We start from the raw sequence: 12,584 nt of genomic DNA, 5'->3' as shown, positions 1-12,584 counted from the left end.
GCATGGCCCGGACATGAAAAAGCCCGGCGGGAGAGCCGGGCTTTTCCTCGTACCGAATATGTGGTGCCCGCGGCCGCGGGACAACCGAGGCGCCGATCAGGCGGCCTTGGTCTCGGCGGCCTGCTTGGTGGCAGCGGCCGGCTTGGTCGCCACCGACGTGCCGGCGGCCGACAGGGTCGCGAGCGACTGCTCGAACGGCTTGTAGGTCTCCTTGGCGACGTCGGTGTAGATTTCGCCCATGCGCGTCGCCTGGCTGACCCAGCCCTGATAGGCGGTCTTGGCGTATTCGCTCTGCAGCGCGATGGCCTTGTCCGGCGAACGCACCTGGAAGAGCTTCTCCATGAATTCGGTCTGCTGCTCATAGGCGCGCTTGGCGAATTCGGACGTTTCCGACGCGACCTGTTGGAAGCCCTTGGTCATGGCCGACACCGACTTCAGCGCGCTGTCCATCGCGTCCTTGGAGAACTTGCTGGCATCTTCATATGCGTTCATCTGGATTTCCCTCGGATTGGTGGTTTGTGGAAGGACGTCCATTCAGCAGGAAGTGCCGGTCCGACCGGTGCCCTGAGCTGCGCCCCGCCCGAAGATATTGCACTGCACAATAAGATTCAAGCGGAATGACGCGCCGCACGCTTCCCATACGGAATTTCACCTCACTCCTGCCCGTTTCGTTTGGCAGGGTACGAGAAATTTCGATCCGGGATGGGAACGGTCCGGCAACCATAAACCGATTGGTAAGCCCGCCGGCATTAATCTGCGGATCGACACCCGAGGGAGTTGCCCGCTGATATTGCACGGCCTTTCCAAGCGCTGCGACGATATCGACCGGCTTCCTCGCCCATTGCCCGAGCCAGAGAGTTGCTGCGTGCGTAACCCGTTCCCCCGCCTCACCACCGCCGCCAGATCGCTCAGCAGGTTCGCAGGCGTCGTCGCCTTCGGCGCCGGCATGCTGCTGACCGGCGCCGGCCATGCCGAAGCCAACGCCAAATATGCGGGCTTCGTTATCGACGCCAACAATGGCCAGGTCCTCTACAACGACCGCGCCGACGAGTACCGCTACCCGGCGTCGCTCACCAAGATGATGACGCTTTACATGACCTTCGACGCGCTGAAGAGCGGTCGGATCTCCATGAAGGACAAGATGCCGGTGTCGGCCTATGCGGCCGGGCGTCCGCCGTCGAAGATCGGCCTGAAGACCGGCTCGACCCTCACCGTCGAGGAAGCCGTCTATTCGCTGGTCACCAAGTCCGCCAACGATGCCGCCGTGGTGCTGGGGGAGTTCCAGGCCGGCTCCGAATCGGCCTTCGCCGCCCGCATGACCGCCAAGGCGCGTCAGATCGGCATGCCGAAGACCACCTTCCGCAATGCCAACGGCCTGCCGGATTCCGGACAGAAGACCACGGCCCGGGACATGGCGACGCTCGGCATCGCCCTGCGCGAGCATTTTCCGGAATATTACAAGATCTTCTCCACCCGCTCCTACAGCTTCCGTGGCCGGCGGCTCGGCAACCACAACCGGGTCCTCGGCCGGGTGAAGGGTGTCGACGGCATCAAGACCGGCTACATCAACGCCTCGGGCTTCAACCTCGTCACCTCCATCGAACGAGACGGCAAGAGCCTCGTCGCCGTGGTCATGGGCGGTCGCTCCGGCCGTTCGCGCGACGATCACATGGTCGAATTGCTGACGCGCTATCTGCCGAAGGCCAGCACCCGCGATTCCGGCATGCTGCTCGCCGCCCGCTCGGCCAGCCCGGCCATCGTCGCTGCGCTTCCCAAGCAGGGCCCGGTTCCCGATTCCCGCCCGGCCATGACCGAGATCGACCAGCGCATCGCAATGGCCTACGGCTCCGAGGCCGCCCCGGCCGTGGCCCGCATGGTCCAGCCGCAGTCCCGTCCGATCGTCGGCCGTGATGCCCTGAAAGCGGCCCTCGTCGCCGAGCGTCCGTCGGTGCGCATGCCGATCCCTGCCGCCAGCCGCGTGCCGAGCGCAGGCGTCCGCCTGCCGCCGGCAGCGGTCCCGGGTGGCCGCGATCTCGATCCCTCGACGACCGGTGCAATAAAGGTTGCCAGCGTCTCGGAGACCGTTCGCACGCCGACCTCGCCCTGGGTGGTGCAGATCGCCGCCACGCCGGAAGCCGATGCCGCCATGGAGATGCTGGCCACCGCCAAGCGCAAGGTCGGCAGTGAGCTGGCGGATGCCGAGCCCTTCACCGAGACGGTGAAGAGCGGTTCGCAGACGCTCTACCGCGCCCGCTTCGCCGGCTTTGCCAGCAAGGACCAGGCCTGGTCGGCCTGTGCCGCGCTCAAGCGCAGCTCGTACAGCTGCTACGCCGTCGCCAACTGACACCGGGCCGGCGGCCCTTGTTCCGGGCCGCCGACCTCCTTGTCGCCGCCGTGCGACCGACCAGCCCGTCCGTTCAGACGGACCCTAAGATGTATCGCGTAGGAAGGGTTCCAGCATGACGACCGAGCACCAGGCAGCCAGCTTCGCCAACACGCTCGCCTTCGCCGGCAGCGCGCGGGCCGCCAATCCCCACCCGCTGCAGCAGGCCGCGCTTCGCCTCGGCGAAGCCCGCGACGGCCGTTCGCGGCTGAAGGCAAAGGATCTCGTGGGGCTGCTTCTGTCCCATGGCGCCCGCGCCTGGCGGGCGTCGCAGCCGATCGCCTACACGCGGATCAGGACCATTGCGCCCGAGGGACACGCGGCGATCCACATGCGCTTCGGTTGACGACGAGACAATATGAGTTTCAGGCGACCGCCGGGTTCGGCGTCGCCTCAGAACAGCCCGAGCTCGATGAGTTCGCGCTGCATGTCCACGGGCAGGTCGCCCTCGCCCGCATCGCCGGTTCCGATGTCCCGCGGCACGTCGTCGGGCGTCAGGTAGCGCCAGCCCTGAAACGGGCGGCGCGGCTGGCGGGCGGTCCGCACGAAAGTCGGCTCCAGAACGAGCCGGCAACGCCCGACGCCTTCGGCATCCTTGAACGGCGTGACGGCGACGAGCGGCTGACGGACCTGGATCTGGCCCTTGATCACCCAGTAGAGCGAGCCGCCATCGAGCAGTTCGTCGATCCGCTTGGGAACCATGCGCGTCACATGCGCCTGTTCGGCAGGCCGCCCCTGGAGACGCGCCGCGTCAAGACGTGCGGCGACGTGCTCCTCAAGTTCCTCGACGCTGCCGATTCCGACGCACAGCTTGATCAGATGCAAAGGCATGGCTGCTTCTCGAAGCAAACGGCCCGCCGCGTCAAGCCGGATCGGGCACCCGCGGCTGCGACCTCAGGCCGCCGCGGGTCCGATTCCCCACCAGACGCCCGACACGCCATATCCTGTCCGGCCGTGCCGAACGAAAGCGTCGGCAAGGTCAGGACGTCCCGGCACTGGCGTGCCGAAGCGAAGCGGAACGGATCTGTCGGAAAAAGGTCTGCGTCGGTGGGCGCCTGGCGCCGACCGGTTCGGTCAGCTGGCGGCGATGGCGACGGTCTCGGGAACCGTGAAGAGGAACCCCAGAACGAGGAGCGTAGAGAAGATCGCGACCGTCCATACGGTCACGCCCCAGCACGACTTGCGCACGCTGTCATCCATGTAACTGAATATCCTGAATCGAGATGGCTTGCGAACCGGTCATGACCCCCGTCCAGCGGTTGCAGCTCTTAAATATCCGTTAAGCGACGACGCCACAAGGCGGGTGCGATGCATATTTCCTCATGGCTGCTATGTTCCACGGCAACCTTGTCCCGGACTGATGCCGGCGTGTCGCGCGCCATCTGGCCTGCGTTCCGTTGCCGCGCTATGAAAACCTCATGGAAATCCGGCCCCTCGCCCAGAGGGGCCAAGTGGGGCGTGGCATTGTGACGATCGATACGGGGGATGGCGCCGCACTCGCATTCTTTCTGGCGGTGTGGCTCGTCTACAATATCGTGACGGAGCACGGGCCGCTGGCGGCCCGCGGCCTGTCCCAGGCGATGAACCGGCAGCGCGAATGCTGGATGCAGGTGATGCTGCTGCGCGATCTGCGGATGATCGACACGGCGATCATGGCCGGGCTGCAGCAGGGCACCGCCTTCTTCGCCTCTGCCTGCATCTTCGCCATCGGCGGCTGCTTCGCTTTGTTCAGCTCCGCCGACCAGATTGCCACCATCGCCGCCGAACTGCCCTTTCATGCGCGGCTCGACCGCGCGCTGGTGGAGATCAAGCTGCTCGGCCTTGTGACGATCTTCGCCTATGCCTTCTTCAAGTTCGGCTGGGCCTACCGGCTGTTCAACTATTGCTCGATCCTGATCGGCGCGATTCCCATGCGCGCGGAAGCCGATCTCGACCCGGACGCCGCCGAGCGGGCCCTCGCCAAGGCCACGCGGCTGAACCAGCTCGCCGGCAAGCACTTCAACTCCGGACTGCGCGCCGTCTTCTTCGCCATCGCCTATCTCGGCTGGTTCCTCGGCCCGACGGCACTCGTCGCCGCGACGATCCTCGTCGTGGTGATTCTCGCCCACCGGCAGTTCATGTCGAATGCCCGTCGGGCGCTGCTGGACTGAACCGGCCGCTTGCCGGCTCAGGGCGCTGGAAACAGCGCGTCGGTGCGTCCGCTCAGACGGTAGGCGACGAGCCCCAGATATTCGCGAATGGCGAAGTGCACCTTTTCCAGGTTGCGGGTCGTCGTGCTGGAGGGGCGGTACAGGGCCGGCCCCGACGGCGTGCGGTAATCCACCGGATAGGGCACGATGTCGAAGCCGGCGACGCGAAAGCAGCCGACGGCACGCGGCATGTGCGACGCCGAGGTGACCAGCATCCACACCTCGCCCGGCTTCGGCTGCGCCAGTTCCTTGGCGAAGACGGCGTTCTCGAAGGTGTCGCGCGCGCGCCCGTCGAGAAGCAGGCGGTCCGGTGCCAAGCCTAGCCCCCGGTACAGCGTCTCGGCGGCTTCGGTCTCGGGAATGTCCTCTTCCAGGAGCGCCGCCACGCCGCCGCTGAACAGCAGCTTCGCTTCCGGGTAACGCCGCGCCAGCTCCATGCCGGCGGTGACCCGGTCGGCGGCATCGTTCAGCTCGTTCATGCCCCGCGTGCGCGCCACGCGCGTGTCAAAGGCCCCGCCGAGGACGATGATCCCGTCGATCTCCGGCGGCAGGTCGGGACGCGGAAACCGGTCCTCCAGCACCGCCGTCATCACGAGACCCAGGGGCGTCAGGCTGCACACCGCCAGCGTCACCGTGGCCAGCAGGAACAGACCCGCCGCGATGCGTGGGCGGCCGAGCCATCCGGCCAGAAGCCCGAGTATCGCGACCAGCAGGATGGCGGCCAGCGGCTGCAGCACGAACCAACCGATCTTGGCGGCATAGAAGAACAATGGCAGGCCCTCTCCGGTCAGCTCTCGTCGCCATCCCGGCGTGACGCCACCGGCGAATCCTGGCGCGGCTCCGTCTGCACGACGACCGGTGTGCGCATGAGGATTTCGCGATGCGGGAACGGGATGGCGATGCCGTTCGCCTTGAAGGCATCCCACAGGGCCAGCAGCACGTCACCCCTGACATTGGTGAGACCGGCCTGCGGATCGCGAATCCAGAACCGCACGACGAAGTCGATCGACGACGCCCCGAAGCCGGTCATCCAGCAGACCGCCGGCTTGTGGGAGACCACCCGATTGCAGCTCTCCGCGGCCTCCTTGGCGATCCGGATCACCGCATGCGGATCGCTGTCATAGGCGACGCCGAACTCCACATCGATCCGCACCAGATCGTTCGAGAACGACCAGTTGATCACCTGATTGGTGATGAAGTCCTCGTTCGGGATCAGATATTCGCGGCCGTCGCGGGTCACCACCGAGACGAAGCGCGCCCGCAACTCGCGGATCCAGCCGAAGGTATCGTCGAGCGAGATCGTGTCGCCCGGCTTGATCGAGCGGTCGAGGAGAATGATGATTCCCGAGATGAAGTTCGAGACAACCTTCTGCAGGCCGAAGCCGAGGCCGACGCCGATGGCACCCGACAGGACGGTCAGCGCCGTCAGGTCGACGCCGATGGACGCCAGTGCGATGGCGAGCGCCACCAGGATGAGGCCGATCTTCAGGAACTTGCCAATCAGCACCCTGAGGGTCGGCGTCAGTTCCTGATTGCGCTGGACGCGGGTGTCGAGGAAATTGCCGGCGACCGAGGCGAGCCACAAAGTGATGCCGATCACCGCGATCGCCTTGATCACCAGAAGCGCCGAGATCCGGCTCTGGCCGACGGTGATCGCCGATTCGTCCAGCACCGACGCCACGGGCTCCAGGAGGTCGAGGATCGAGAGGCCCGCGAGCAGCGAGGCAACGATGGTGATCAGCCGGGCCAGAAGCCGGTTGCGCACGATGCGCGAGGCGACCGCGATCACCAGATAGGCCAGCGCCAGGTCGAAAATAACGGCAATAATCTGAGAGCGCGGCCCGCCGGCCGCCAGGTCGATCCGGGTCGCCAGCCACAGAAGCAGCACGAAGAAGATCAGCCCCATGCGGCGGCGCACGGCGACGACCAGCCGCAGGATCCGGGGCGCGCCCTTGATCCTGCGGGCCTGGACCTCGATCGGTTCGCGGGTCAGGCGATCGAGCACCCAGGCAAGGCCGAGACAGGCGACGACGACGGCGATCTGGAACAGCGATGACGGCTCATAGAAGAAGCCGAGCGCATCGCCCGCCCAGTTGGCGAGCGACTCGCCTGTCCGCCGCAGCGTCGCCTCGTCCATCAGGCGCGGTCCCAGTGGGGCGCGAAGGACGGATCGATCAGGCGTTTGCGCTGCAGGGTCAGCTGGTTGAGCGCCGTCCGCTCGGTCTCGGTCAGCTCGAAATCAAAGATGTCGAGATTCTCGCTGAGCCGCTCCGGCGTGCTCGTGCGTGGGATCGCGCCGACGATGTCCTGCTCGACCTCCCAGCGCAGGACGATCTGTGCCGGGCTCTTGCCATGGGCCTTTGCCGCTTCGGTGATCACCGGATCGGCCAGCAGCTCACCGCCCTTGCCGATCGGTGAATAGGCGATCATCGCCATGTCGTGACGACGGCAGGCTGCGAGGACGTTCTCCTGGCTGAGATAGGGATGGTATTCGACCTGGTTGCAGACCAGCGGGGCCGAGGACATGGCGGCCGCCTCGTCGACCATCGCGCTGGTGAAATTGGCGACGCCGATGTGGCGGGTCAGCCCCTCGCCGATCGTCGCGTTCAGCGCATCGATCGATTCTTCCAGCGGCACGTCGGTGTTGGGCCAATGAATCAGCAGGAGGTCGACCGGCCCCTGCCCGATCGCGTCCACCGCCGCCCGGGCGCTGTCCATCAGCTTGTCTTCGGTGATATCCGTCCACCAGATCTTGGTGGTGACGAACAGCTCCTCGCGGGCGATCCCGCTGGCCGCGATGCCGGCGCCGACTTCCTTCTCGTTCCCATACATGCGGGCGGTATCGATATGGCGGTAACCGGCATCGATGGCTTTTGCCACCATATCGACGCAAGTCTGGCCTTCGAGTGTGAATGTGCCAAATCCGATTGCGGGGATGCGGGCTCCGCCTGCCTCGATGATCTTCATGAACTGCCTTTCCGGATTGCGGCGTGCCGGGTCGCTCCGGCCGCTGTCCGTCCTGAAAGATAGGCGGACGGCAAGTGTGTCCAGCGTCAAGGAATGTACGTGAGCCAGATAGACAACCCGCCCGTCAGCCGCGGGCGCATCGACATCATCGACATCGCGCGCGCCGTCGCGCTGTTCGCGATGGTGATCTACCACTTCACCTGGGATCTGGAGTACTTCAACTATGTCGAGCGCGGGCTGACGGGCCATGGCGGCTGGCGCATCTTCGCGCGCGCCATCGCGTCGTCCTTCCTGTTCCTGGTCGGTGTCAGCCTGGTGCTGGCCAACGGCCGCGGCATTCGCTGGCAGCCCTTCGGCAAGCGCCTCCTGCAGGTCGTGGCCGGTGCGCTCGCCATCACCGTCGCGACGTACTTCGCGACGCCCAACAGCTTCGTCTATTTCGGCATCCTGCACCACATCGCGGTCGCCAGCGTGCTCGGTCTGCTCTTCCTGCGATTGCCCTGGTTCGTGACGGCGGCGCTGGCCGTCGCGGTGGTCGCCCTGCGCAGCTTCGTCGCGACGCCGCTACTCGATCCGAAATGGCTCAACTGGATCGGCCTGTTCCAGACCCCGCCGCTCTCCAACGACTTCGTGCCGCTGTTTCCGTTCTTCGGGGCGGTCCTCGCCGGGATCGCGGCCGCGCGACTAGCCGTCGACACTGGCTGGGTAGCACGCATGCGCACGTGGAATGCGGGTCTGGCGCCGTTGTCGCCGCTGGCCACCATCGGCCGCCATTCGCTGCTGTTCTACCTGTTGCACCAGCCGATCCTTTTCGGCCTGGTCTTCGTCTTCGCCCAGATCGCGCCGGCCGATCGCACGGCGGTCTTCCACGCCGACTGCCAGCGCTCCTGCATCGCCGAGCGCGATGCGGCCTTCTGCGAACGCTATTGCGGCTGCGCGCAACGCGAACTGCAGCGCCGGGACCTGTTCGACGTGTTGATGGGTGGCGATCCGAGCGAGACGCAGATGTCGGCCATCCGCGACGTGACCCGCGAGTGTTCGTTCCGGTCGGAGTGACCGGAGGTACCGTCAGCCGGTTCGCACGCTCTGGCCGACGCCCAGCTCGGCCATGCGGGTGAGGCAGGCTTCCTCGGCGGCGTCGAGTTCGCGCAGCAGATCCTCGATGTCGCGGCGCTTCTGCTCGAGCTCGCGCCGCTTGTCGCTGACCCGTCCGATGATCGCCTTGAGCTGGCCGGCCTCGCCGGGCGGGCTCTTGTACATGCTCATGATCTCGCGGATTTCCGCGATGGAGAAACCGAGGCGCTTGCCGCGCAGGATGTTCTTCAGGAGCTGGCGGTCGGAATGCCGGAAGAGCCGGGTGCGCCCGCGACGGATCGGCGCCAGCAACCCCTCGTCCTCGTAGAAGCGGATCGTCCGCGTCGAGATGCCGAACTCACGGGTGAGCTCCGTGATCGTATAATAGTCTCGCATTCGACGTTCCGTATCCCTCGGTCGGCGCCCTCAGGGTGATGCATGCCGCCAGATTTACGTAAAAGTCAATCCGGGAACTGCCCCATGGTTACCTGACCGGGGGCATCTCTGACGTCAGCCGAGGCCGAACCAGAAGGCGGCCAGCCCAAGAAAGGCGAAAAAGCCCACCACGTCTGTGACGGTGGTCACGAAGGTACCCGACGCGATCGCCGGATCGGCGCCGAACCGGTCGAGAATCAGCGGAATCAGGATGCCGGCGAGCGCAGCGGCCATCATGTTGACCACCATGGCGACCGCGATCACCCCGCCGAGCCCGGCGCTTTCGAACCAGACGGCGGCGACGAGCCCGATGATCAGGGCGAACAGCACGCCGTTAAGGAGGCCGACCAGTGCCTCGCGTCGGATGATCCGGCCGGCATTGTAGAGGTCGATGTCGCGCGCCGCGAGCGCACGCACCGCAACCGTCATGGTCTGGGTGCCGGCATTGCCGCCCATCGAGGCGACGATGGGCATCAGGATCGCCAGCGCCACCATCTGCTCGATCGTGGCGTCGAACAGGCCGATGACGCAGGACGCCAGGATCGCCGTCGCCAGGTTGATCAACAGCCAGGAGAAGCGCGACCGCGCCGCCGTCAGCACCGTATCGGAAATCTCTTCGTCGCCGACACCGCCGAGACGCTTGATGTCCTCGTCGGCCTCCTGCTGCAGGATGTCGATGACGTCGTCGATGGTCAGGATACCGACGAGACGCTCGTTCTCGTCGACGACCGCGGCCGACAGAAGATCGTACTGCTCGATGATCTGGGCGGCTTCTTCCTGGTCCATCTCGGCCGGGATCGCATGCCGCGTCTCGTGCATGATGTCTTCGATCTTCTCCGGCCGCTTGGCGCGCAGGATGCGGTCGAGATCGACGGCGCCCTGAAGCTTGAAGCTGGGATCGATGACGAAGATCTGCGCGAAGGATTCGGGAAGCTCCTCCTCGTCGCGCATGTAGTCGATGGTCTGGCCGACGGTCCAGAAGGGCGGCACCGCGACGAATTCCGTCTGCATGCGCCGGCCGGCCGATTCCTCGGGATATTCCAGCGAGCGCCGCAGCCGGATGCGTTCGCGAAACGGCAGCCGGTCGAGGATTTCCTTGCGGTCCTCCTCGTCCAGATCCTCCAGGATGTAGACGGCGTCGTCGGAATCCAGCTCGCGCAGCGCCTCGGCCACCTGCGCATTCGGCATCGCGTCGACGATGGACAGGCGGATCGCCTCGTCCACCTCGGTGAGCGCGGTGTAGTCGAACTCGTCGCCCATGAGCCGGACGAGCGACTGCCGGGCGTCGTTGTCGAGCGCTTCGAGAAGGTCGCCGAGCTCGGATTCGTGCAGCCGGCCGACTTCCTCGCGCAGATAGGCGGGGTTCTCGCCCTCGATCGCCGCTTCGATGCGCTCAAGAAACGCCCCGTCGACGAAGCCGCCCTCGTCGTAGATGCCCGACAGTGCTTCGGGCTCGGGCACATCGCTTGTGAGCTGTGTGTCAGCCATGCACCCTCCGATTCTTGGGGTTACCAGAGAAACCCGTCGGCAGGGACGGTCGAGACGCGTCTAGAGGAAATGTCCGTCATTCGGAAGCCGCCAGCGGCAGGCATTCCGACGAATGTCGCAATCGAAGCCAGTCGTCAGGCCGCGACCTGAGGGTGCCGCAGACGGGGGCGGCAAAGCCGCATGACTGTCCGATTGTCGAAAGAAGGCTGGTGCGGTCGAGAAGACTCGAACTTCCACGGGTTGCCCCACAGCGACCTCAACGCTGCGCGTCTACCAATTCCGCCACGACCGCACGCCGTGTAACCGAGGGCCGGTAATGCCGTCGGTGGCGGGCATGTAACAAGAGTCGCGGAACCGCACAAGGGCTTTTCCTGTCGCGACGCCGGCATTTGTCGGATCATAGCACGCCGCCGCGCCGGGCCTGCTTTTCGCGCCCTCCCCGAGCCGCTACATAGCAGCCATGACGACGTCTTCCGAAGCCCCGCCTGCGATCCCCCGCCTTGCCACCGTCACCGAACGATTTGCCGCCAGGGCAGGGTCGGGCCCGGTCGAATGGCGCGTCGTCGACGGTCTTCTGCCCTATCCGGACGCGCTGCAGATGATGGAACGCCGGGTGGCCGAAATCGCCGCCGGCACGGCGCCCGAAACCGTGCTCCTGGTCGAGCATCCGCCCCTCTATACGGCCGGCACCGGCGCCCGGGACGACGATCTCGTCGATGCCCGGCGGTTTCCCGTCTTCAAGGCCGGGCGCGGCGGCGAATACACCTATCACGGCCCTGGCCAGCGGGTGGCCTATGTGCTGCTCGACCTGAAGCGCCGCCGCGAGGACGTCCGCGCCTTCGTCGCCGCACTGGAAGCCTGGATCATCGGCACGCTCGACGGCTTCCAAATCCGCGGCGAGCGCCGCGAGGACCGCGTCGGCGTCTGGGTGCAACGGCCCGAGCGCCCGTGCGCCGCCGATGGCACGATCGCCGAGGACAAGATCGCCGCCATCGGCATCCGGGTGCGCCGCTGGGTGACCTTCCACGGCATCTCGCTGAACGTCGATCCGGACCTCGACCATTTCACCGGCATTGTGCCCTGCGGCATTCGCGGCCACGGCATCACCAGCCTCGCCGATCTCGGTATCCTGGTGTCCATGCCCGAGGTCGACACGATGCTGCGCACGCAGTTCGAAGCGGTGTTCGGGGACACGGCGGACGCGCGGCTGTAGGCGGCGAGGCGTCGGGCGCGCATCTTTTCCACGCTGACTGCCGAGCGGTGGTGCCGCTTTTCGGTCGCGGCATGTCGGCAACGGACAGGCGTGTGGCACACCGTCACCGGACAGGCGTTGCGATGTCGAGGCATGGGTCCTCGGGTCAAGCCCGAGGATGACGCTCTGTGGGGGTTGGGATCGCTACACGCACAGGCCGCGGGTGACAGGGAGGCCGGAGCGGACGCGGTAGAGGACAGGATCGAGCCTCCCTGACACCGTGCCTGTCCCGCGCATGTGTCGCGAGCCTGGTGGCCATGCAGACGGATAAGCCTGCCTTCGGCCCGCCCGCGATCTACACGGCCCAGCCGCTTTGAAGAGGCCGATCAAACGCGGCGCATGGTGATTGGCGAAACCCTATATCAAGGTCGTCATCCTCGGGCTTGACCCGAGGACCCATGCCAAACCGGTCCCGCTGCACCGACGGATACAACCAGGCGACGATACCTGCCGCACCACCGGAATACGTCCGTACGCCCCTGCCCTACGCCGTCCCGCGCACGGCGAATTCCCCCTCCGGGGCCGCATCGCTCTGCGCAACATCGACCGCCGACACGGATGCGCTGGACGGCCCCGTCCACAAAGCCGCCAGCATGTCGTCGACGATTGCGGGCTCTCCGGCGAGGACTGTCTCGACGTCGCCCAACGCGCGGTTGCGCACCCAGCCGGACAGGCCGCGCCGCACTGCCTCGTCCCGGCACCATGCGCGGTAGCCGACGCCCTGCACCCGGCCGGCGACAGTCACGTGAACGGATTTCATCGGCGCCTCGTCAGTGCTTGCGGATCCCGCCGGCAA

14 protein-coding genes and 1 tRNA gene are annotated in these 12,584 nt (G+C 66.2%); 5 read left to right on the top strand and 10 right to left on the bottom strand.

The annotated features are described in order from the left end of the window. Positions 1-96: 96 nt before the first annotated feature. Positions 97-492 carry a phasin family protein gene (locus tag ACEQX1_RS04350; protein WP_370193626.1) on the bottom strand — a complete coding sequence of 132 codons (396 nt, stop codon included), beginning with the start codon at positions 490-492 and terminating at the stop codon, positions 97-99. A gap of 373 nt (positions 493-865) precedes the next feature. Here ACEQX1_RS04350 and ACEQX1_RS04345 point away from each other — a divergent pair, with 373 nt between their 5' ends. Beyond that, on the top strand, positions 866-2,344 hold the full coding sequence (locus ACEQX1_RS04345; protein WP_370193627.1) for a serine hydrolase: 1,479 nt from the start codon (positions 866-868) through the stop codon (positions 2,342-2,344). 115 nt (positions 2,345-2,459) lie between these two features. Further along, positions 2,460-2,729, top strand: coding sequence for a hypothetical protein (locus ACEQX1_RS04340; protein ID WP_024350588.1), 270 nt, complete (start codon positions 2,460-2,462; stop codon positions 2,727-2,729). Between the two features lie 47 nt (positions 2,730-2,776). Here the strand turns inward: ACEQX1_RS04340 and ACEQX1_RS04335 are convergent, their stop codons facing one another. Together ACEQX1_RS04335 and ACEQX1_RS04330 are read right to left on the bottom strand one after the other, a co-directional pair. Further along, positions 2,777-3,214 (bottom strand): DUF1489 family protein, encoded by a 438-nt coding sequence (locus ACEQX1_RS04335; protein WP_277026132.1) that lies wholly within the window; start codon positions 3,212-3,214, stop codon positions 2,777-2,779. A gap of 243 nt (positions 3,215-3,457) precedes the next feature. Beyond that, positions 3,458-3,583: a hypothetical protein gene (locus ACEQX1_RS04330; RefSeq protein WP_266102132.1), complete on the bottom strand. Its 126-nt coding sequence runs from the start codon at positions 3,581-3,583 to the stop codon at positions 3,458-3,460. Positions 3,584-3,849: 266 nt separating this feature from the next. On the opposite strand from ACEQX1_RS04330, the gene ACEQX1_RS04325 reads away from it, so the two are divergent. Then, a complete protein-coding gene (locus tag ACEQX1_RS04325; RefSeq protein WP_244877510.1) occupies positions 3,850-4,533 on the top strand; it encodes a DUF599 domain-containing protein in 684 nt (227 codons plus the stop codon). A gap of 17 nt (positions 4,534-4,550) precedes the next feature. Here the strand turns inward: ACEQX1_RS04325 and ACEQX1_RS04320 are convergent, their stop codons facing one another. Genes ACEQX1_RS04320 through ACEQX1_RS04310 form a run of 3 tightly spaced genes read right to left on the bottom strand, consistent with a single transcriptional unit; the run spans position 4,551 to position 7,539 of the window. Continuing rightward, entirely contained in the window at positions 4,551-5,342 is a 792-nt protein-coding gene (locus ACEQX1_RS04320) for a YdcF family protein (RefSeq protein ID WP_370193628.1), read from the bottom strand. Positions 5,343-5,359: 17 nt separating this feature from the next. Continuing rightward, positions 5,360-6,709, bottom strand: coding sequence for a mechanosensitive ion channel family protein (locus tag ACEQX1_RS04315; protein ID WP_370193629.1), 1,350 nt, complete (start codon positions 6,707-6,709; stop codon positions 5,360-5,362). After that, positions 6,709-7,539, bottom strand: coding sequence for an aldo/keto reductase (locus ACEQX1_RS04310; RefSeq protein ID WP_024350583.1), 831 nt, complete (start codon positions 7,537-7,539; stop codon positions 6,709-6,711). The genes ACEQX1_RS04315 and ACEQX1_RS04310 overlap by 1 nt, the downstream gene beginning before the upstream one ends. A 93-nt stretch (positions 7,540-7,632) precedes the next feature. On the opposite strand from ACEQX1_RS04310, the gene ACEQX1_RS04305 reads away from it, so the two are divergent. Further along, a complete protein-coding gene (locus ACEQX1_RS04305; RefSeq protein ID WP_370193630.1) occupies positions 7,633-8,595 on the top strand; it encodes a heparan-alpha-glucosaminide N-acetyltransferase in 963 nt (320 codons plus the stop codon). A gap of 12 nt (positions 8,596-8,607) precedes the next feature. Here the strand turns inward: ACEQX1_RS04305 and ACEQX1_RS04300 are convergent, their stop codons facing one another. The 3 genes from ACEQX1_RS04300 to ACEQX1_RS04290 form a co-directional block, all read right to left on the bottom strand. Further along, on the bottom strand, positions 8,608-9,009 hold the full coding sequence (locus tag ACEQX1_RS04300) for a MerR family DNA-binding transcriptional regulator (protein WP_009209463.1): 402 nt from the start codon (positions 9,007-9,009) through the stop codon (positions 8,608-8,610). Between the two features lie 114 nt (positions 9,010-9,123). After that, positions 9,124-10,536, bottom strand: coding sequence for a magnesium transporter (gene mgtE / locus ACEQX1_RS04295; RefSeq protein ID WP_188076830.1), 1,413 nt, complete (start codon positions 10,534-10,536; stop codon positions 9,124-9,126). Between the two features lie 207 nt (positions 10,537-10,743). Next, positions 10,744-10,828: transfer RNA gene (locus ACEQX1_RS04290), tRNA-Leu, on the bottom strand. A gap of 168 nt (positions 10,829-10,996) precedes the next feature. On the opposite strand from ACEQX1_RS04290, the gene lipB reads away from it, so the two are divergent. After that, entirely contained in the window at positions 10,997-11,749 is a 753-nt protein-coding gene (gene lipB / locus ACEQX1_RS04285) for a lipoyl(octanoyl) transferase LipB (RefSeq protein ID WP_370193631.1), read from the top strand. A 523-nt stretch (positions 11,750-12,272) separates the two neighbouring features. On the opposite strand, the gene ACEQX1_RS04280 is transcribed toward lipB, so the two are convergent. Continuing rightward, entirely contained in the window at positions 12,273-12,548 is a 276-nt protein-coding gene (locus ACEQX1_RS04280; protein WP_370193632.1) for an acylphosphatase, read from the bottom strand. Positions 12,549-12,584: the final 36 nt, after the last annotated feature.

Origin of the sequence: Aurantimonas sp. (assembly GCF_964217435.1) — a bacterium.
GTDB lineage: Bacteria > Pseudomonadota > Alphaproteobacteria > Rhizobiales > Rhizobiaceae > Aurantimonas > Aurantimonas coralicida.
Note: the sequence above shows the minus strand (reverse complement) of the source record. Positions and strands in the feature narration are given on the sequence as shown.